18 protein-coding genes are annotated in these 19442 nt (G+C 72.7%); 5 read left to right on the plus strand and 13 right to left on the minus strand.

Annotated elements, in window-relative coordinates:
* Positions 1–50: 50 nt before the first annotated feature.
* The 4 genes from QFW96_RS04495 to QFW96_RS04510 are packed head-to-tail and all read right to left on the minus strand — an operon-like array spanning position 51 to position 4969.
* Entirely contained in the window at positions 51–2327 is a 2277-nt protein-coding gene (locus QFW96_RS04495) for a molybdopterin-dependent oxidoreductase (protein ID WP_281454232.1), read from the minus strand.
* A gap of 60 nt (positions 2328–2387) precedes the next feature.
* Positions 2388–3212 (minus strand): HTD2 family dehydratase, encoded by an 825-nt coding sequence (locus QFW96_RS04500; RefSeq protein WP_281454233.1) that lies wholly within the window; start codon positions 3210–3212, stop codon positions 2388–2390.
* A gap of 58 nt (positions 3213–3270) precedes the next feature.
* Positions 3271–4029, minus strand: coding sequence for a CoA-transferase subunit beta (locus QFW96_RS04505; RefSeq protein ID WP_281454234.1), 759 nt, complete (start codon positions 4027–4029; stop codon positions 3271–3273).
* Between the two features lie 10 nt (positions 4030–4039).
* The gene (locus QFW96_RS04510; RefSeq protein WP_281454235.1) at positions 4040–4969 is read right to left on the minus strand and encodes a CoA transferase subunit A; all 930 of its coding nucleotides are present in this window, start codon (positions 4967–4969) and stop codon (positions 4040–4042) included.
* Between the two features lie 117 nt (positions 4970–5086).
* Between QFW96_RS04510 and QFW96_RS04515 the strand changes: the two genes are divergently transcribed.
* From QFW96_RS04515 to QFW96_RS04525, 3 genes are all read left to right on the plus strand, one after another.
* The gene (locus QFW96_RS04515; protein ID WP_281454646.1) at positions 5087–5980 is read left to right on the plus strand and encodes a LysR family transcriptional regulator; all 894 of its coding nucleotides are present in this window, start codon (positions 5087–5089) and stop codon (positions 5978–5980) included.
* A 100-nt stretch (positions 5981–6080) separates the two neighbouring features.
* A complete protein-coding gene (locus QFW96_RS04520) occupies positions 6081–7436 on the plus strand; it encodes an MFS transporter (RefSeq protein WP_281454236.1) in 1356 nt (451 codons plus the stop codon).
* Positions 7387–8436, plus strand: a complete 1050-nt coding sequence (locus QFW96_RS04525; protein ID WP_281454237.1) for a cyclase family protein — start codon at positions 7387–7389, stop codon at positions 8434–8436. Before QFW96_RS04520 ends, QFW96_RS04525 begins: the two co-directional genes overlap by 50 nt.
* Positions 8437–8613: 177 nt before the next feature.
* Here QFW96_RS04525 and QFW96_RS04530 read toward each other — a convergent pair whose 3' ends face one another.
* The 4 genes from QFW96_RS04530 to QFW96_RS04545 form a co-directional block, all read right to left on the minus strand.
* The gene (locus QFW96_RS04530; protein WP_281454238.1) at positions 8614–9519 is read right to left on the minus strand and encodes a pseudouridine synthase; all 906 of its coding nucleotides are present in this window, start codon (positions 9517–9519) and stop codon (positions 8614–8616) included.
* A 28-nt stretch (positions 9520–9547) separates the two neighbouring features.
* Positions 9548–9712 carry a hypothetical protein gene (locus QFW96_RS04535; protein WP_281454239.1) on the minus strand — a complete coding sequence of 55 codons (165 nt, stop codon included), beginning with the start codon at positions 9710–9712 and terminating at the stop codon, positions 9548–9550.
* Positions 9713–9837: 125 nt separating this feature from the next.
* A complete protein-coding gene (locus QFW96_RS04540; RefSeq protein WP_281454240.1) occupies positions 9838–11286 on the minus strand; it encodes an MFS transporter in 1449 nt (482 codons plus the stop codon).
* A gap of 18 nt (positions 11287–11304) precedes the next feature.
* On the minus strand, positions 11305–12231 hold the full coding sequence (locus QFW96_RS04545; protein WP_281454241.1) for a U32 family peptidase: 927 nt from the start codon (positions 12229–12231) through the stop codon (positions 11305–11307).
* 163 nt (positions 12232–12394) lie between these two features.
* Between QFW96_RS04545 and QFW96_RS04550 the strand changes: the two genes are divergently transcribed.
* Positions 12395–13156, plus strand: coding sequence for an IclR family transcriptional regulator (locus QFW96_RS04550; RefSeq protein WP_281454242.1), 762 nt, complete (start codon positions 12395–12397; stop codon positions 13154–13156).
* 73 nt (positions 13157–13229) lie between these two features.
* Here the strand turns inward: QFW96_RS04550 and QFW96_RS04555 are convergent, their stop codons facing one another.
* A complete protein-coding gene (locus QFW96_RS04555) occupies positions 13230–13652 on the minus strand; it encodes a universal stress protein (protein WP_281454243.1) in 423 nt (140 codons plus the stop codon).
* A gap of 207 nt (positions 13653–13859) precedes the next feature.
* Here QFW96_RS04555 and QFW96_RS04560 point away from each other — a divergent pair, with 207 nt between their 5' ends.
* Positions 13860–15017 (plus strand): S8 family peptidase, encoded by a 1158-nt coding sequence (locus QFW96_RS04560; RefSeq protein WP_281454244.1) that lies wholly within the window; start codon positions 13860–13862, stop codon positions 15015–15017.
* Between the two features lie 22 nt (positions 15018–15039).
* Here the strand turns inward: QFW96_RS04560 and QFW96_RS04565 are convergent, their stop codons facing one another.
* The 4 genes from QFW96_RS04565 to selB all read right to left on the minus strand — a co-directional run bounded on the left by QFW96_RS04565 (position 15040) and on the right by selB (position 19438).
* Positions 15040–15372, minus strand: a complete 333-nt coding sequence (locus QFW96_RS04565; RefSeq protein WP_281454245.1) for a hypothetical protein — start codon at positions 15370–15372, stop codon at positions 15040–15042.
* 67 nt (positions 15373–15439) lie between these two features.
* Complete coding sequence (locus QFW96_RS04570; RefSeq protein ID WP_281454246.1) at positions 15440–16420, minus strand: phytoene/squalene synthase family protein; 981 nt, start codon at positions 16418–16420, stop codon at positions 15440–15442.
* Between the two features lie 266 nt (positions 16421–16686).
* On the minus strand, positions 16687–17625 hold the full coding sequence (gene ku, locus QFW96_RS04575; RefSeq protein WP_281454247.1) for a non-homologous end joining protein Ku: 939 nt from the start codon (positions 17623–17625) through the stop codon (positions 16687–16689).
* Between the two features lie 76 nt (positions 17626–17701).
* Entirely contained in the window at positions 17702–19438 is a 1737-nt protein-coding gene (selB, locus tag QFW96_RS04580) for a selenocysteine-specific translation elongation factor (protein ID WP_281454248.1), read from the minus strand.
* Between the last annotated feature and the right edge of the window lie 4 nt (positions 19439–19442).

A 19442-nucleotide genomic window follows, 5' to 3' on the forward strand; every position in this document is an offset into this window, starting at 1 on the left:
AAAGTCCCTTTTGTCCGGTCAATTCGAGGAAAAACCGCCCCCTGCCGAGTTCAGCCCCGGCGGAGCGGTGGTGGGGTGCGCACCGCGACCTCGGGCAGCGGTTCGGTGGCGGGTTCGACGTCGACGTGGGTGCGCTGTCCCGCGCAGCCCTGGGAGAGGCGCGACGAGCCGATGTCCTCGGTGAGGACGTTCGGGTTGCCGTGGGCGCAGAGGTCCTGGCCCGGGCGCCGGGGGTCGGGCTGCGGGTCGAACCAGGCTCCGGTGGGCAGCACCGCCACGCCGGGGCGGACGCGGTCGCTGAGGCGGGCCCCGGCCAGGCACGCGCCGCGGTCGTTGAACACCCGCACCACCGTCCCGTCGGTGATGCCGCGCGCGGCCGCGTCGTCGGGGTGCAGCGTGATCGGCTCCCGACCGGCCACCTTGGAGTCGCGGCTGACCGCGCCCACGTCGCCCTGCCCGTGCAGCCGGGTCGGCGGCTGGTTCGCGATCAGGTGCAGCGGCGCCCGACGTTCCTGCGGCAGCCACACCGGATGCCCCGGGCAGTCCTCGTAGCCGAAGGAATCCACCGTCTCCGAGAACAGCTCGATCCGGCCGCTGGGGGTGTGCAGCCGTTCCCGCTCGGGGTCCCGGCGGAACCGCACCAGCGGCGGGTCCTCCGGCATCGCGGGCAACTTCACCTCGCCGAGCCGCCAGAAGATGTCGAAGTCCGGCAGGTCGTGGCCCTGCTGCACCAGCGGCGCCCGCCACTTCTCGTAGAGGTGCTCCAGCCAGCCCCGCGCGCCGCGGCCCTCGGTGAAGCGCTGCCGCACCCCGAGCCGCTCGGCGAGCCCGGCCAGGATCGCGTAGTCGTCGCGGGCCTCGCCGACCGGATCCAGCACCCGGTGCATCGCCGTGAGATGCGTGTCGCGGCGCCCGGCGCCGAGGTCCTCGCGCTCCAGCGTCGTGGTCGCCGGCAGCACCACGTCGGCGTGCCGGGCGGTGGCCGTCCAGTGCGTCTCGTGCACCACCACCGTCTCCGGCCGCGCGAACGCCCGCCGCAGCCGGGTGAGGTCCTGGTGGTGGTGGAACGGGTTGCCTCCCGCCCAGTGCACCAGCCGGATGTCGGGGTAGGTCAGCCGCTGCCCGTTGTAGTCGAACTCCGCACCCGGGTCGAGCAGCATGTCGGCGATGCGCGCGACCGGGATGAACGAGCTCACCGGGTTCGAACCCTGCGGCAGCGTCGGCAGGTGCAGCACCGGCCCGTCGGCGCCGACTTCGGCCATCGACCCGTAGCCGTGCCCGAAACCACCGCCGGGAAGCCCGATCTGGCCGAGCATCGCCGCCAGCGCGATCCCCGCCCACACCGGCTGCTCGCCGCCGCGCGTGCGCTGCAGCGACCAGGTGACCGTCACCAGCGTCCGGCCGGTCGGCATCCGCCGCGCCAGCTCGCGGATGTCGGCGGCGGCGATCCCGCAGATCTCCGCCGCCCACTCCGGAGTCTTCGGCACGCCGTCGGAGGAACCCAGCAGGTAGGCCGCGAAGACGTCGAAACCCGTGCAGCAGCGCGACAGGAACTCGGTGTCGTGCAGGTCCTCGGTCAGCAGCACGTGCGCCAGGGCCAGCTGCATCGCCACGTCGGTGCCCGGCTCGATCGAGTACCAGCGGCCCCCCGCGGGCACGTCGTCGGCCAGCGGGCTGATCGAGGCCACCGCCACCCCGGGATCAGCGGCCGCCGCCGCGCTGGTGTGGCGGCTGACCCCGCCCGGCGAGACCGACAGGTTCTTGGTCGGCAGGCCGCCGAAGGCCACGATCAGGTCCGCGTGCTCGCGCACCGTCGCCCAGCTGTCGGCGTAGCCCAGCACCGCCGCCGCGCTGCCCACCACGTGCGGCAGCAGCACCTGCGAGGTCCCGAAGCTGTAGTTGTTCCGCGAAGCCGTGTAACCGCCGATGGTGTTGAGGAACCGGTGCAGCTGGCTCTGCGCGTGGTGGAACCGGCCCGCGCTGCTCCAGCCGTAGGAACCGCCGTAGATCGCCTCGTTGCCCGACTCGTTGCGCACCCGGTCCAGCTGCGCGGCCACCAGGTCCAGCGCGGTGTCCCAGTCGACCTCGACGAACTCGTCCCGCCCGCGCTGCGCCGACGGCCCGGGCCCGCCGAGCAGCCAGCCGCGCCGCACGGCCGGGCGCAGCACCCGCGTGTCGTGCCGGGCGATCCCGGGCACGTTGCCCAGCAGGGGAGAGGGCGCCGGGTCGTCCGGGTGCGGCCGCACCCGGACACCGCCGTCACCGTCGGACGTCGCCTGGTAAGCGCCCCAGTGCGCGGTCGTGGGCACCCACTGCTCGGTCGACATCGTCCCGCCCTCCCGTGGCCGGACGTGCTCCGACCTGCGCAATCGTGGCCGCGCCCGATGTTACCCGGGCTCGGAGAACGTCATCGACGCCTCGGCGTGGACCTGGTCGGAGCGCACCGAGAACGTCCCGTCGGACTCGCCGCACACCAGGACCGGGTCGCCGGAGAACACCGGGCGTCGCAGCCGGAACGACACGCCGGTGACCTCGCGGTGCTCGCGGGCCAGCTCGGACATGAGCAGCACCAGCAGCGGGCCGTGCACCACGAGCCCCGGGTAGGCCTCCACCTCGCGGCAGTAGGGCTCGTCGTAGTGGATGCGGTGGGTGTTGGCGGTCAGCGCGCTGAACCGGAACAGCCGCGTCGGCTCCCCGGTGAACCGCTGCTGCCAGGCCGCGGTGGAGTCCGGGAAGTCGGTGGGGCGCAACCGGTTCGGGCTCTTCGCCTCGCTCTCGCCGCTGCGGTAGACGTAGTCGACCTCCTCGGTGAGCCGCAGCCGCCCGTCCTGGTGGAACTCGCGGCGCTCGGTCACGAACGCCATCTCGCCCGAACGGCCCTGCTTGACCACGACGCCGCCGAGCTCGGTGGTGCGCTCGGCCGGGGTGCCCAGCCGGATCGGCTCGGTGATCGCGACCCGGCCACCGGCGAACATCCGACGCCGGTCGGGCACCGGCGGCAGGAAGTCCCCGTCCAGCGGGTGGCCGTCCGGGCCGAGCTCGGAGTGCGGCGGCCAGGTCAGGAAGTGCACCCAGTGCCACAGCGGCGGCAGCTCGTCGACCGGGGCCGGGACCTCCAGCACGTGGGCCAGCGCGCGGGCCTGCTCCGGCGCCATCGCGTCGTGCTCGACCACCGGCCGCGGGTGCCAGTCCCGCAGGAACTCCTCCAGCACCGAATCCCTCCAACACCGTTGACGTGGGGACCCGGTCATCCAAACATGCCGAACCGCCTCAGCGGAGGTAGACGCGGGCGGGGTCGACGTCCTCGCGCAGCATGCGGAGCTCGTCCCCGGTGGGCGGTGCGATCTCGGTCAGCTCCGAGTCCACCCGCAGGTCCCAGCCGGTGGCCGCGCGGACCTCGTCGACGGTGACGCCCGGGTGCGTGGCCACCAGCCGCAGCTCCTCGCCGACGCCGTCGCGGGCGAGGATGCCCAGGTCGGTGATGACGCGCGTGACCCCCTTGCCGCGCGGCCGGATCCCGTCGGCCAGCGCCCGGTCCGGGCCGGGCGAGGTGCAGAAGTCCAGCTCGGCGGTGAACGAGCGCGGATCGTGGCGGCGCATCACCACGAACACCTCACCCGAGTTGGCCATCACCTCCATCGCGCCGCCCGAACCCGGCAGCCGCACCTTCGGGGCGTGCCAGTCGCCGATCACCGAGGAGTTGAGGTTGCCGAACCGGTCGATCTGCGCCGCGCCGAGGAACCCGACGTCGATGCGCGCGCCCTGCAGCACGTAGCCGAACAGCGCGGTCATCGGCAGCACCGCCTCCGAGTCGGTGATCAGCACCGCGTCGGCGATGGTCTCCGGCAGCTGGGCCGGGTGCGCGCCGCACACCCCGGACTCGTAGACGATCTCCACCTCCGGCGCCACCGTCAGCTGCGCCAGCGACACCGCCAGCGTCGGCAGGCCGATCCCGGCGAAGACCGTGTTCGCCCCGGCCAGTTCGCGCGAGGCGACCGCGGCCAGCAGTTCCGACGACGTGATGCTCATCGACCTCTCCTCACAGCCTGCGGCCGTAGTTGACCGGCTCGCTCCACGCCTCGCCCACGGCCAGCTCCGCCCAGCGCTCCTCGCCGAGCTTGGCGACGTAGGCGGCGTGATCGGCGGTGCCGCGCACCCACTCGTCCAGCCAGCCGCGCAACCGCTGCGGATCAGCGCTGATCTGCGACCACTCCCGGTAGAACGCCCCGTCGCGGTCGTAGTAGCCCTGCACGAACGCCGGGTGCGCCCCGCGCGGGCAGGCCACCACGGCGTCCACGGCGTGGGCGGGGATGACCGTGCGGTTCGGGTCGGAGCGGATGACCTCGTCGGCCACCACCTCCTCGACCACCACGATCGCCTTGCGCGCCGCGTAGACCGCCTCGGCCTGGATGCCGGTGAGGCCCCAGATCTGGGTGTTGCCGGACCGGTCGGCGCGCTGGGCCTGCACGATCGTCACGTCCGGGTTCAGCGGCGGCACCACGTAGATCTGCTCCTCGCCGCCGTCCGGCGCGGGATACGGCGAGGTGACCTTGCGGATGCTCGGGTTGACCGCCGGGACGTCGCTGCCGGCGTAGGAGCGCAGCGGGTAGAACGGCAGCCGCTGGGCCCCGGCCAGGTAGCGGCAGATCATGCCGTAGTGGCTGTACTCCTCGAACGCCAGCGCCCCGGCCTCGACCCGGCGGCGCAGCTCGCCGAGCGACCCGGCGGTGGAGTTGCCGACGAACGACGAGATCAGCCTGCTCACGCAGTCCCCGGCGATGAGCTGGTCGGTGACGACGTCGGCGGTCATCCGCGCGATCGTGAGGTCGCGGCGGCCCTGCCGGATGATCTCGTGCCCGGCCGCGGTCGGGATCAGGTGCGTGAAGCCCTCCAGCGACACGGTGGCGCCGTCGGTGACGAACTCGGCGATGGCCTCCCGCATCGAGGTGGTCTTGTCGGGCTGCGGCATCGGTGGCCCCCAAGGTCTCGCGGTGTGCGGCTCACCCTGCCACCCCGGATTGAGACAGGTCCAATACCGAATTAGTGTCAGATCAAGAGCCCGGGCGAATGGATCGAGGGGATGGGTGTGGAGCTGCGCTACCTGACCGCGTTCGTCGCGGTCGCCGAGGAACTGCACTTCGGCCGCGCCGCCCAGCGCCTGCGGATGGCCCAGCCGCCGCTGAGCCAGCAGATCAGGCAGCTGGAGAAGGAGCTGGGCGTGAAGCTGTTCGAGCGCAACACCCGCTCGGTGCGGCTCACCAACGCCGGCGAGTCCTTCCTTGAGCCCGCCCGCACGGTCCTCGACGACGTCGACATGGCCGTCGGCGCCGCCAAGGCCGCCGGGCGCGGCGAGTACGGCCGGGTCACCGTCGGCTTCGCCGGCGCCTCCAGCCACGAGGCGCTGCCGCTGCTCACCCGCGCGGTCCGCGCCGCGCACCCGGGCCTGGAGCTGGTGATGCGCGGGCAGACCTACGCCGACGTGGCGCTGGCCCGCGTCGCCGACGGCACCCTGGATCTCGGGTTCGTGCGGCTGCCGGTGAACCAGCCGGGGGTCGACACCCGTGTGATCGAGGTGGAGGAGCTGATCTGCGCGCTGCCCACCGATCACCGGCTGGCCGGGCTCGACCGCGTCCCGATCGCCGAACTCGCCGACGAGCCGTTCGTCAGCTTCCCCTCCAACGCCGGGTCGACGTTGCGGGACGCGCTGGTGAAGGCCTGCGTCGCAGGCGGTTTCACCCCGCGCGTGGTGCAGGAGGCGCCGGACTCCTACACGATCCTCGCCCTGGTGGCGGCCGGTGTCGGCGTGACGCTGACGTTGACCTCCTGCCAGCACATCCAGCAGACCGGGCTCGTCTACCGCGAGCTCGCCGGCGAGCCCACGCGGCTGCGCGCCGCCCTGGCCTGGCGCTCCGACAACACCAACGCCGCGCTGCACACGGTCCTCGGCATCGCCGAAACCGCCCTGCCCACCCCCGATTGATCCGAATCCGATCTCAATCCGCCACCGATCTTGTATTGGACGCTGTCGCGTTCGGGCTGCCACCGTTGCTGCGATCACACCGGATTCGAAGGGGAATTCATTGAGCAGCGCGCGCACGGCGAACCGTGCCGGGGTCGGGGCCTTCATCGGCTCGACCATCGAGTGGTTCGACTTCTACATCTACGGCACGGCCTCAGCGCTGGTCTTCGACAAGGTCTTCTTCCCCGAGCTCGACGGCGCGCTGGGAACGCTGGTCGCGTTCGCGACGTTCTGGGTCGGCTTCCTCGCCCGCCCGATCGGCGGCATCGTCTTCGGCCACATCGGAGACCGGTTGGGGCGCAAGAAGACCCTGGTCATCACGCTGCTGATGATGGGCGTCGCGACCACCGCGATCGGTCTGCTGCCCGGTTACGCCCAGATCGGGGTGTGGGCGCCGATCCTGCTGGTGTGCATCCGGATGGTGCAGGGCATCGGGCTCGGCGGTGAGTGGGGCGGCTCGGTGCTCATCGCCTCCGAGCACGCGCCCAAGGGCAAGTCGATCCTCTACGGAGCCTTCGCCCAGCAGGGCTCGCCGGTCGGCAACACCCTGAGCACCGTCTGCTTCCTGCTGATCAGCAGGCTGCCCGAACCCGACATGCTCAGCTGGGGCTGGCGGATCCCGTTCCTGGCCTCGGCGGCGCTGGTCGTGGTGGGGCTGTTCATCCGGCTGCGGGTCACCGAGTCCCCGGCGATGGCGCGGCTCATCGAGTCCAAGCGCACCGCGAAGCTGCCGGTGTGGGAGGTCGTGCGCTCGCACCCCGGGCTGCTCGCGCTGGGCATCGGGGCGTGCACGATCGGGCTGTCGGCGACCTACTTCAAGTCGACGTTCGCGCTGGCCTGGGCCACCGGCGACCTCGGGTTCGCCAAGACCGACTTCCTGACGATCATCCTGGTCGCCAACATCGCCCAGATCGTGGTGCAGCCCTTCGGTGCGGTGATCGCCACCCGGATGCGCAGCCTGTCCCGCGCGGTGACGCTGATGCTGCTGCCGGAGGTCGTGCTGCTGCCGCTGATGTTCCTGCTCATCGCCACCGGGAACTACTGGCTGGCGATGGCCGGTGTCGCGGTGGCCACGGTGCCGCACTGCCTGTACTACGCGGCGATGGCCGGCATCCTCGCCGGGCGGTTCCCCGCCGAGGTGCGCTACACCGGGCTCTCGCTCTGCTACCAGCTGTGCGGGACGCTGCTGGGCGGGACGACGCCGGTGGTGGGCCAGTTCCTGCTGAGCGCGTCGGGGTCGATCAACGTCGTCATCGCCTACGCGCTGTTCCAGGTGCTGCTCACGCTGGGCTGCGTGCTGGCGCTGCTGCGGCGGCCCGATCACGACGAGCGCAGTCACGACGAACGCGAGAACCCGGGAGGCGAACGTGACCGGAGCACGCTGGACCCGGCGGCCGGAGGGGTCCAACTGGGGTGAGTTCGGCCCCGGCGACACCCGCGGCCGCATGAACCTGCTGACCCCGGAGCGGGTGCGCGCCGCGGCCGCCGAGGTGCGCGAGGGGATCAGCCACGCGCTGAGCCTGCCGCTGACGCTGCCGGGCGGGAACGCGTTGAACCCCAACCGGTTCCCGCCCGCGCTGCGCCCGACGCGGCGGTTCGGGGAGATCAACTTCAACTACCGGCTGGGGCAGCGGGTCGAGGGGGCCACCGACGTCCTCTGCGACGACCTCGTCGTGCTGCACCTGCAGTACTCGACGCAGTGGGACTCCTTCGCGCACGCCGGGGCCCTGTTCGACGCCGACGGCGACGGGGTCCCGGAACCGGTGTTCTACAACGGGTTCCGCGCGGGGGAGGACGTCGTCGGGCCGTCGGAGCCGGCGGACTCCGGGACCGGGGACCTGCACGAGCGCACCACTTCCAGCGGCGGGCCGCTGGGCATCGACAACCTCGCCCGGTCCGGGGCGCAGGGCCGGGGCGTGCTCATCGACCTGCACCGGCACCTCGGCGACGAGCGCGCGGTGGTCGGCTACGACACCCTCGCCGAGATCATGGCCGCCGACGGCGTCGAGGTCGAGGAGGGCGACATGGTCTGCCTGCACACGGGATTCGCCCAGCGCCTCATCGACATGGACGGCGACCCCGACCCGGACGTCCTGCACGGCGCCTGCCCGGCTCTGGACGGCCGCGACGAACGGCTCCTCCGGTGGATCACCGACGCCGGCCTGTCAGCCCTGATCGCCGACAACTACGCGGTGGAGCAATACCCGGCCACCCCGGCCGAACCCCCGGCCCCGGCCCTCCCGCTGCACCACCACTGCCTGTTCAAGCTCGGCGTCCACCTCGGCGAGCTCTGGCACCTGACACCCCTCGCAGCCGACCTCCACCGCCTGCACCGCTCCCGCTTCCTCCTCACCGCCCCACCCCTCAACCTCCCCGGCGCCGTCGGCTCACCCACCACCCCCGTAGCCACCCTCTGACCCCGTAGCCACCCTCTGACCCCGTTGCGTCGGTTCCGCGGAGCGCGTGCGTCACCAGGGGACGGTTTTTCCTCGAATTGACCGGACATTTCGGACATTGATCATGGGTGATTCGAGGAAAAACCGTCCCCTACGCAGCTGCGCGCGCGACGGGACCCGGCACCCACCACGTCGTCGTCAGGGCCAGGGGAGGGTTCGACGGGAGTGGAAGTGGCGGGGTCGGCCGGTTCTGGGATCGGGGAACTCGAGGGATCGGGCGAGGAGCCTCAGCGGGGTGGTGAAGTCGTCCGGGGGCTTCGGGCGGACCTCGGGGTAGAGGTCGTCGCCGACGATGGGGAGGCCGAGGGAGTTGAGGTGGACCCGGATCTGGTGGGTGCGGCCGGTGCGGGGGTGCAGGCGGTAGCGGGCCAGGGCGCCGCGGGATTCGAGGAGTTCGACGCGGGTTTCGGCGTTGGGCTCGCCGGCTTCCTCGAACGCCGCCAGCACGCCCCGGTGCTTGACGATGCGGCTGTGGATCGTGCGGGGGAACGTCAGACCCGGGTCGTGGGGAGCGATGGCCTCGTAGGTCTTGTCGACCCGGCGGTCGTGGAACAGGGTCTGGTACGCGCCGCGCAGCGCGGGATCGACGACGAACAGCACGAGACCCGCCGTGGCGCGGTCCAGCCGGTGCGCGGGGGACAGGTCCGGCAGGTCGAGCTGCCTGCGCAGGCGGATCAGGGCGGTCTCGGTGACGTGCCCGCCGCGCGGGGTGGTGGCCAGGAAGTGCGGCTTGTCGACGACGAGGATCTCCTCGTCGCGGTGCAGGACCTCCAGCTCGAACGGCACCGGCGTCTCCGGTGCCACGTCGCGGTGGAACCACACGAACCCGCCGGGCCGGAACGCCTCGTCCGCGGCCACCGGCCCGTCGTGGGTGACGAACCGCCCCGCCGCCAGCATCTCGTCGACGAGCGCGGGGGAGAGCTTGGGCAGGCGCTCGACGAGGAAGTCCCGCACGGTCGCCCACCGCCCGTCGGTGGGCAGGTGCACCCGGACCGGGTCCAGCCCGTCGCGCTGCGGCAGGGGTGAGCGGAGCTTGCGACGCATGGTCCGCCCAGCGTAACCGGTGGTCAGGTCACCCCAGCAGCTTGGCGAGGAACCAACCGACCCGGCTGACCTTGCGGATGCGGGGGTTGCCCTCGATGCCGTGGACCTCCCACTGCTGCCCGCAGTCCGGGCAGCGCCACAACCCGATCTGGAGGGGAACCTCGCACGGATGACCGCGCCGACCTCGTCTCATGACCCGATCCCACCACATCCGGGCTGCGCGAGGTGGTGAACCGATCATCGGAATCGGTGACTTTCGGCCTTACCGAGCGTGCTGGGGGATCCATAGCCTCGCCCGCATGGCTAGAGGAGTTCGGATCAGTCGCGGCACTCGCAGGCCGGGTCCTGGCACGCGTGGTTGAGACCCGGCAGCGGAGGCGTCTCGACCCGGTCCCCGCGACCGATGGTCAGCGCCGCCAGCAGCCCGCCCGCCGCGCACAGCGCTGCCGAGATCTGCAGCGCGGTCGCGAAACCCGGTCCCAGCGGCGCGCCGTCGCCGGTGCCCGACAGCCCGGCGACCACCGGCAGCACCGCCACCGCCAGCAGCCCGGCCAGCCGCGACACGGCGTTGTTCACGCCTGAGGCCACCCCGCCGCGCTCGGGCCGGACCGAACCCAGCACCGCCGCCGTCAGCGGCGCCACCGTGATCGACAGGCCCAGCCCGAACACCAGCACCCCCGGCAGCACCCCGCCGGCGTAGCTCGCCCCGGCCTCGGCGCGGGTGAGCAGCAGGAGCCCGGCCGCGCAGCCGAACGGCCCCACCGTCATCGGGATCCGCGGCCCGGTCCGCTGCGCCAGCGCGCCGATCCGGCCGGACAGCAGCAGCATGATGATCGTGATCGGCAGCGTCGCGATGCCCGCTTCCATCGCCGTGTAGCCCATCGTCTGCTGCAGCTGCAGCGAGAGCAGGAACAACGCCCCGCTCAACGCCGAGTACACCGCCAGCGTGACCAGGTTCGCGCCGGTGAACTGCGAGGACCGCAGCAGCGACAGCGGCAGCAGCGGAGCCGGGTGGCGGGCTTCCAGCAGCGGGAACACCACGAGCGCGGTGACCCCGACCACCGCAGCCGTGGTGGAAACCGGGTCCCAGCCGATCGTCGGGATCTCGATGAGCGCGAACACGGTCCCGGCCAGCCCGAGCGTGACCGCCACCGCGCCGCCGACGTCGAGCCGCCCGCTCGCGTTCGGATCCCGCGTCTCGGGGACGTGCCGCAGCGCCAGCAGAGCGGCGGCGGCGATGGGCACGTTGATGAAGAACACCCACCGCCACGACGCGGCGTCGACCAGCCAGCCGCCCACGAACGGCCCGACCGCCGAGGACACCCCGGTCAGCCCCGCCCAGCGCCCCACGGCCTCACCGCGGTCGTCGGGATCGATGGAGGCGTTGATCAGCGCCAGGCTGCCCGGCACCAGCAGCGCACCGCCGACGCCCTGGGCCAGCCGCGCCGCGATCAGGGCTTCCCCGGTCGGCGCCAGCCCGCAGCCCAGCGAGGCGATCGTGAACACGACCAGCCCGGCGGTGAAGATCCGCCGACGCCCGTAGCGGTCGCCCAGCGCGCCGCCGAGCAGCAGCAACGCGCTCAGCGTGAGCAGGTAGGCGTCGAGCACCCACTGCAGCACCCGCATCCCGCCGCCGACGTCGCGGCCGATGGCCGGCAGCGCCACGTTGACCACGGACCCGTCCAGGAACGCCACCCCCGAGCCGAGGATGGTGGCCACCAGGATCCAGCGGCCGGAGCGGGAGCGGAGCGCGACGGCGGTGGGCACGGCGCCGACGATAGGCCGCTACCCCGACACGGGCACGGCAAGCCCCTCGGCCGGGAGCGCCGATGCGACGGCCTCCGGCGCGTAGCGGCGCAGCAGGCCGAGTCCGATCTGCGCCCGGCGCACGCGCTCGCGGCCGAGCCGCACGGCGGTGTCGGTGAGGTGGCTGCCGCTGGGGTAGATGTTGGGCGCGTTGCGCAGGCCGAACTTGACGTAGACCGGGGCGGCGACCCGCACGATCTCGGCGATCTCGAAGTGCCGGACGAACCCGCCCATGTCGTCGGGCGACTCGACGTAGACGTCCAGCGGCAGGTCGGTGGCCGCCCGGATCGCCGCCAGCTGCCCGAGGCTCAGGTCGGTGGGCACGTTGTAGGTGTCGGCGCCCAGGTCCTCGGCGATGCGCACCGAGGCCGGGTTGGCCAGGCCCATCTGCACGCTGATCTTGAACTGCAGGTCGCCGGGCAGGTCCCCGGCCTCGCGCATCGCCGAGGCGACCTTGAGCACGCCGAGGTCGGTGATGAGCACGCTGCGGATGCCGGACTCGGCGGTGCGGCGGATGTCCTCCAGCACGTGCACCAGCTGGTCGGTCCCGCGCGCCTGCGCGGCCACCGGGGCGCCGCCGGAGGAGACCGCCATCGCGCTGGTGTCCCACCCGGCCAGCGGCCGGGCGAACAGGCTCAGCTCCACCGAGCGCGCGGCGGCGGTGGTGGACATGGCGGCCAGCTCGTCGTCGGTGAGCAGCATCCCGCCGCTGCCCTGGGAGATGCGGTGCACCAGGACGCCGCGCTCGTCGGCCTCGGCCAGCACCGCGTCGAGGACCTCCGGGCCTTCGGTGCTGGGGATCTCCACGCGGTACTGGGCGCCGTCGGGAAATCTCTTGTCGCTGGTGGCCGCCGTGTCGTCGGTGGGCAGACCCAGGGATCGCAGGAAGTCGCGCGTCTGGCGCACCTTGAACACACTCCGTTCGACATTCCGAACAACGTTCGTGGAATCGTATGATCGGGATCGAGCCGGGGTCAAGACAACGCTTCCACCTCGATCGATATCAGGTACGATGTTCGAAATATCGGTCAACCTCTCCGGTTGGCCCGAAGCGGAAGGAGTAGCGGCGTTGGCACGAGCGGTACCGGCGGTGGAGCGGGCCTTCGACGTCCTCGAACTGTTCCTGGAGGCCGATGAGCTCAGCGCTCCGGAGATCACCGCGCAGCTCGGGCTGCCGCGCACCACGGTGCACGAACTGGTCGGCACCCTCAACGAGCGCGGCTACCTGATGCCCACCGGGCGCGCCACCAACAAGTACCGGTTGGGCGTGCGCAGCTTCCAACTGGGGTCGGCCTACGCCGAACGGCTCGACCTGGCCCGCGAGGGCCAGCTGGTCGCCGAGGAGATCGCCGAGCGCTGCCAGGAGACCGTGCACGTGGGTGTCCGCGACGGCTCGGACGTGCTTTACGTCTCCAAGGTCGACAGCTCCCACCCGGTGCGGATGGTCTCCGCGGTCGGCCGCAGGCTCCCGGCGCACTGCACCGCGCTGGGCAAGACGCTGCTGGCGGCCCTGCCGCGCGCCGAGGTCGACGAGCTCTACAGCGGGCAGAAGCTCGACGGCATGACCGAGCACAGCATCACCAACCGCAAGACGCTGCGCAAAGAGCTCGACGAGATCGCCGAGGACGGCGTGGCCCGCGAGTACTGCGAGTCCAACGAGTCGGTGGCCTGCGTGGCCGCCCCGGTGCGCGACACCAGCGGTGCGGTCGTGGCCGCGATGAGCATCTCGGTGCCGATCCTGCGCTGGAACGACGAGACCGAGGCAGCCCTGCGCGACCTGGTCCGCGAAGGCGCCACCGCCCTGTCCGAGAGGCTCGGCCACACGTCGTGAGGTGCGGCGGTGCCGCTGCGTCGGGTTCGGGACTCAGCGGCACCGCCGAGCGAAGCGATCACTCGACCGTTCCCTAGTGGCGGACGATCACCACCGGGCACTTCGAGTGCAGGGCTGAGCGCTGGCTGACGGAGCCGAGGAGCGCGCCGTAGAAGCTGCCGTGGCCCCTGCTGCCGACCACCAGCAGGTCGGCCTCGGCGGAGGCGTCGATGAGGGCCTGGGCGGCGTGGCCGTGCACCAGCTCGCGCTCGATGGTCACCTCGGTGGAGCCCTCGAACTCCTCGACGGTGTCGTCCAGGCACTGCCGGGCCGAGTCCTCGAAGTCGTCCGGTGGCATCGGGCCGCCTTCCCAGGAGTAGAACGCGGGGAACTCCCAGGCGCCGATCGCGCGCACCGTCGACCCGGTGAGCTCGGCCTGCTTGAGGGCCCAGCGCATCGCGCACTTCGAGGGTTCCGATCCGTCCACGCCGACGACGATCCTGCCGTGCTCCGTCATGACGACCTCCCGCGTTGGCTCTCACTGGGGCCTCCCCCCAATGGAAGTACGCGGAGCTGATCCCGTCCAGCCTTCGGCGTGTCGGAGACCGCCGTCCCCCTCCCCGTAACACGAACGGGTTCAGCGGAGGTCGTTTCGTTGTGATCGTCGATCTCGGTCCGCTACCGATGAGGCACATCCGCGCGCCACCGATCGACGAGGAGTGACATGACATCCAGTCTGACCGGGCGTTACCTGGTCCTGCTCGAAGACGACTCGACCATCATCGGCACCCGCGAGGTGACCCGCTTAACCGGCATCCGCCCCGCCAACACCGCCGACGCGGCCGGTGCCGCGCCCGGCGAGCTGTTCAGCGGCGCGGGCGGAATCGTGCTGCACCAGCTCGGCATCGCGCTCATCGACGCCGACGAGGAGCAGTTCGCCAACCTGCAGCGCGCCGTCGGCGAGACCGGCCCGATCGCCGGCGTCGAGGCCGAGCGCCGGGTCTTCGCCATCGGCGAACCGGCCCCGCCCGCGGAAGGCGAGTTCACCTGGGGACTGCAGGCGGTGCGGGCCGACGCCTCCGCCGCGACCGGAGCAGGGGTGCGGGTGGCCGTGCTCGACACCGGCCTCGACGAGCAGCACCCCGACTTCGCCGGGCGCGACATCGTCACCGGCGCCTTCGTCGAGGGGCAGAGCGCCCACGACGGCCACGGCCACGGCACCCACGTCATCGGCACCGCCTGCGGCCCGCGCACCTCGCAGGCCGGGCCGGGCTACGGCGTCGCGAACCAGGCCAGCATCTACGCCGGGAAGGTCCTCGGCGACGACGGATCGGGCTCGGACAGCGGCATCCTGTCGGGCATCGAGTGGGCGCTGTCCAACAGCTGCTCGATCGTGTCGATGTCGCTGGGCTCGGCCACCGAACCCGGCGCGCCCTACTCGGAGGCGTTCGAACGGGTGGCCCGCCGCGCCCTGGAGCGCGGCACGCTGATCATCGCCGCCGCCGGAAACGAGAGTCAGCGCTCCGCGGGCGTGATCGCCCCGGTCGGCCACCCGGCGAACTGCCCGTCGGTGATGGCGGTCGGTGCGGTCGACTCGCAGATGCAGGTCGCCGACTTCTCCTGCGGCACCGTCGACAACATCGGGCAGGTCGACGTGGCCGCGCCCGGTGTCGACGTCTACTCGTCCTGGCCGGGCGCCGAGCGCTACCGCAAGCTCGACGGCACCAGCATGGCGACGCCGCACGTCTCCGGCGTGGCGGCGCTGCACGCCCAGCAGTCGCCGGACCGCTCGCGGGCGCTGTGGACGCGGCTGACCCAGTCGGCCAAGCGGCTGCCGCTGCCGGGCACCGACGTGGGCGCGGGGCTCGTCCAGGCTCCCTGACGGGTGCGACCGGGCGGCGGGCTCAGCGCTCGCCGCCCAGCTCGTCCTCGATGGCCTTGGCCGCGACCCGCGTGCAGTTGCCCAGGTCCTCGGCCGCCGCGGCGGCCTGGTCGAGCGCCACGTGCACCTCGGGCGGTTCGGAACCGGCGCCGCCGCTGTCGGCGGCGAGCAGGTCGAGTTGGCGCGCCAGTCTCGCGCTCGCGGCGCTGAGGTCCAGCAGCGCGTCCCGCGCCCGGACGGCCTCGGCAGGGCTGTCGGTGATGGCGCGGGCGCCCTCGTTCAGGCGATGACCGGCGACGGTGATCATGTCGGCGGTCGCGCTGACGTTCTGCCAGCTCGTCGGTTGTGCGCTCATCGGCGGGCTCCCCGGTTTCGAACACGCAGGCTTTGCGAGGCCCGGTGTGTGGCGGGCTGCCCTGGTACTACCCGCGAGGACGGGCCGCCAAGCCTGAACGCACCGCGCGCGAGACGAGGACCACACCCGCCGCGCGAGCGGCGACCGCCAGCCTGCGCGAGACCGGCACGGCGACGCGTCGGGCGAACACGTCGTAACCCGATCCGACGATGTGGTCGAGGATCTCGCCGTAGAGCACCGCCGCGGTGCGCACGCACGGACGCGAATCCGGCGCCAGCAGACGGATTCCGGGCTCGGCGGCGCGGTAGTGCGCGCGCGTGCGCGCGACCTGGTCGGCCAGCGCCCGCCGCACCGGCCCGTCGGCCCGGCCGCGACGGCGGCACCACGCGAGCCGCTGCCGGTCCACCCCGAACACCGCCAGCTCGTCGGCGGGCAGGTACACCCGGCCCCGGTCGAGGTCCTCGCCGACGTCGCGCAGGAAGTTGGTGAGCTGGAAGGCCACGCCCAGCGCCGAGGCCGCCGCCCGCGCCTCGTCCGGGCTGCCGACGGTGCCCAGCACCGGCAGCAGCTGCAACCCGATGACCGCCGCCGAACCGTGGACGTAGCGCTCCAGGTCGGGGCGGGTGGGGTAGTCGGTGACGGTGAGGTCCATCCGCATCGAGGCCAGGAAGTCCTCGAACAGCACCGGATCGACCTGGTGGCGCTCCACCGTGTCGGCAAGCGCCGCCAGCACCGGGTGCTCGCTGGTGCCCGACTTCAGCGCGAGCCGCAGCAGGTCCTCCAGCTCGTCGAGGCGTTCGGCGCGCAGCGCGGGGGAGTCGGGGCCGACGTCGTCGACGATGTCGTCGACCCAGCGGGCGAAGCCGTAGAGGGCGTGCACGGCGGGCCGCCGGTGCGGCGGCAGCAGCCGGGTCGCCAGGAAGTAGGTGCGGCCGTGCTCGGCGTTGAGCGCCCGGGACCGCAGGTAGGCGGGGCGGAGGGCGGGCGCGACACCGGCGGCGTCGAGTTCACGGCGTGCTCCCACCACCGACCAGGCACCCGCGTCCATGACACGAATCTCAGCACATCGCGACCGGCTCGGCGCCGCCGGAGTCGCCGCCCGGTGAACCCGGTCACGTGCGGGGACCGCCGGGGGAGACCGCATCCACAGCAGCCGCCCCCGGCGGTTCTTCACACGCGGAATCCCCTCTGCGTTCCGCGCGCCCGTGAGCGGCTCCAGGCCCGCCCACACGATCGGGACCCACCTGGGGCGCGGCCATGACGCAAGATCGCGGAACTTTTTCGAACGACTTCCTGACCGGTCGGCCCGCCGGCTCAGGACGCCTTGCGGGAGCCGCGCCCGGCCTCGGCCACGGCCCGCTCCAGCTCGGCCCGCTTCATCTTCGAGCGGCCCTTGACGCCCAGCTCCCGCGCGCGGTCGTCGAGCTCGGCCTTGGTCAGCTCCGAGAGGTCCTCGGAGGGCTGGGGCGCCCGGCCCTTGCGGGCCTCGTCGACGCTGCGCCGCAGCGCCTCGGTGAGGTCGATGACGTCGGTGGGCTGCGGCGGCGCTTCGGCCGCCTGCACCTCGCCGCCGCGCGCCTTCTCCGCCAGCAGCTCCTCGACCCGCTCGGTGTAGGTGTCGGAGTACTCCTCGGGATTCCACTCGCCGCTCATCGACTCGATGATCGTGGTGGCCATCCGCAGCTCCTTGTCGGAGGGATCGGCCTGCTCGGGCTGGTCGCCGACGAGGTCGGCCGGATCGCGGATCTCGTCGGCGAAGAACAGCGTGTTCAGCGCCAGCACGTCGGTGTCGGCGCGCACCGCGGTGAGGTACTGCTTGCCGCGCAGCACGAACGTGGCGATGCCGGCCTGCCCGGTCTCCTGCATGGCGCGGCGCAGCAGGTTGTAGGGCCGGAAGTGCTCCTTGGAATTGGGCGCCAGCCAGTAGGTCTTCTGGAAGTGCACCGGATCGATCTCGGTGAGGTCGACGAAGGTGGAGATGTCGATGGTGCGCGAGCGGCCGGGAGCGATCTCGTCCAGTTCGGACTGCTCCACGGTGATGATGCCGTCGCCGTGCTCGCGGCCCTTGACGATGTCGTTGTAGCCGACCTCGTCCCCGGTGGTCTCGTTGACGCGCTTGTAGCGGATCCGGTCGGTGGTCCCGCGCTGGTACTGGTGGAACTGGATCGTGTGGTCCTCGGTCGCGGCGTAGAGCCCGACCGGGATGGTCACCAGGCCGAAGTTGATCGACCCGGTCCAGATCTTGCGCGGCATGGCGTGCTCCCCTCGCCCGAGCGCCGGCGTCGCCACCACCCACCATGCGGTGAGCCCCGCAAGATCGCAGACCCGCTCAGCAGCAGGTTCTGTGCGTGCCGTCGGGCAGCCGGCGGGTGCGGCCGCGGCGGGCCAGCAGCTCAAGCAAGGGAACCGCGACCCGGCGCGAGGTGTCCAGTGCCCGCTTGGCCTCGCTGAGCGTGAAGGGCTCGTCGAGCTCGGCCAGCCGGGGCAGCGCGAGGTCCTCGGCATCGGGCAGCAGCACGAGCCCGGGCGCGAGCCGCAGCAGCGCCCCGGTGCGCTCGGCGGCGGCCAGCTCGCGGTCGCCGAGGCCGAGTTCGGCCAGCTCGTCGGCCGTGGGCGCCTGGAACGGGTGTTCCCGCAGCCTGCCGAGCAGCACCTCCACGGCCCGCGTCACCGGCTCCGGCAGGTCCGAGCCGCCGCCGAGGCGACCGCGCTGGACGGGGAGTCCGGCTTCGGCGGCGATGCCGGGCAACAGCTCCGGATCGGGCAAGTCCAGGGCGCGCAGCGCGGCACCGGTGGGCATCCCGTCGTCGAGCGGGTGGTCCCGCCGGTGCTCGGCGAGCACGTCGCGCAGCCGGGCGGCGAGGTGCGCTCGGTGCTGCGGGGACAGCAGCCACGGGCCTTTGCCGGGCGGGACGGCGCCCATCGCGGCGAGCTCGTCGGCGCGCACCAGGCCCCGTCGCCGGAGCTCGGCAACCCCGTCGGGGACGCCGTCGATCCGGTCCAGCTGCTCGGCCCGCGCCCGGGCGGCGCCTCGCCGTCGCAGCTCGGGCGGGCGGACGTCGAGGACCGTGACGCCCGCGCGCACCGCGTGACCGCCGGGGTCGCGCAGCAGCGCCCGGTCGCCGATCCGCAGCGGCAGCGGCTGCCGGAGCGCGAGCCGCGCGGTGTCGGCGCCCAGCGGCCGGACGCGGGCGGGCACGGCCGCCGAACCGATGTGCAGGGTGAGCTGCTGCGGCAGATCGGCGGCCGGGTGCACGCGCACGTCGACCACGTCGGTGCTCAGCCAGCGCCCGGGAGTGATCAGGGCGTGGCCGCGCCGCACCTGGTCGAGGTCGACGCCTCGCAGGTTCACCGCCACCCGCGCGGGGGCCGACAGCGACTCCTCGGCCGAGCCCAGGGCGTGCAGCGCCCGGATCGGGGCGTCCAGCCCCGACGGGGTCAGCCGCAGCCGGTCGCCGACCCGGAGAGCGCCGCCCTGCAGGGTGCCGGTGACGACCGTGCCCGCGCCTCTGACGGCGAACGCGCGGTCGATCCACAGCCGCACGTCGGCGTCGGGATCGGCCGGGGCGAGCCGGTGCAGCATCGCGTCCAGCGCCTCGGTCAGTTCGTCCCAGCCCTGCCCGGTCCGGCCGCTGACCAGCACCGGCGGGACCTCGGCGAGGCTCGTGCCGCGCAGTCGGGCCCGCGCCTGCTCCAGCGCGGGCTCGGGATCGGCGAGGTCGCTGCGGGTGATGACCAGCAGCCCGTCGGACACGCCCAGCGCGTCCAGGGCGTCGAGGTGCTCGGCGGACTGCGGCATCCAGCCCTCGTCGGCGGCCACCACGAACAGCACGGCCGGGACGGGCCCGACCCCGGCCAGCATGTTGGGCACGAACCGCTCGTGCCCGGGCACGTCGACGAACGCCACCGAGCACCCGTCGGCCAGCTCGGTCCAGGCGAAGCCGAGGTCGATCGTCAGGCCCCGGCGGCGTTCCTCCGCCCACCGGTCGGGTTCCATGCCGGTCAGCCGCCGGATCAGCGTGGACTTGCCGTGGTCGACGTGCCCGGCCGTGGCCACCACCCGCATCGGC

Source organism: Saccharopolyspora ipomoeae, assembly GCF_029952525.1.
GTDB classification, from domain to species: domain Bacteria; phylum Actinomycetota; class Actinomycetes; order Mycobacteriales; family Pseudonocardiaceae; genus Saccharopolyspora; species Saccharopolyspora ipomoeae.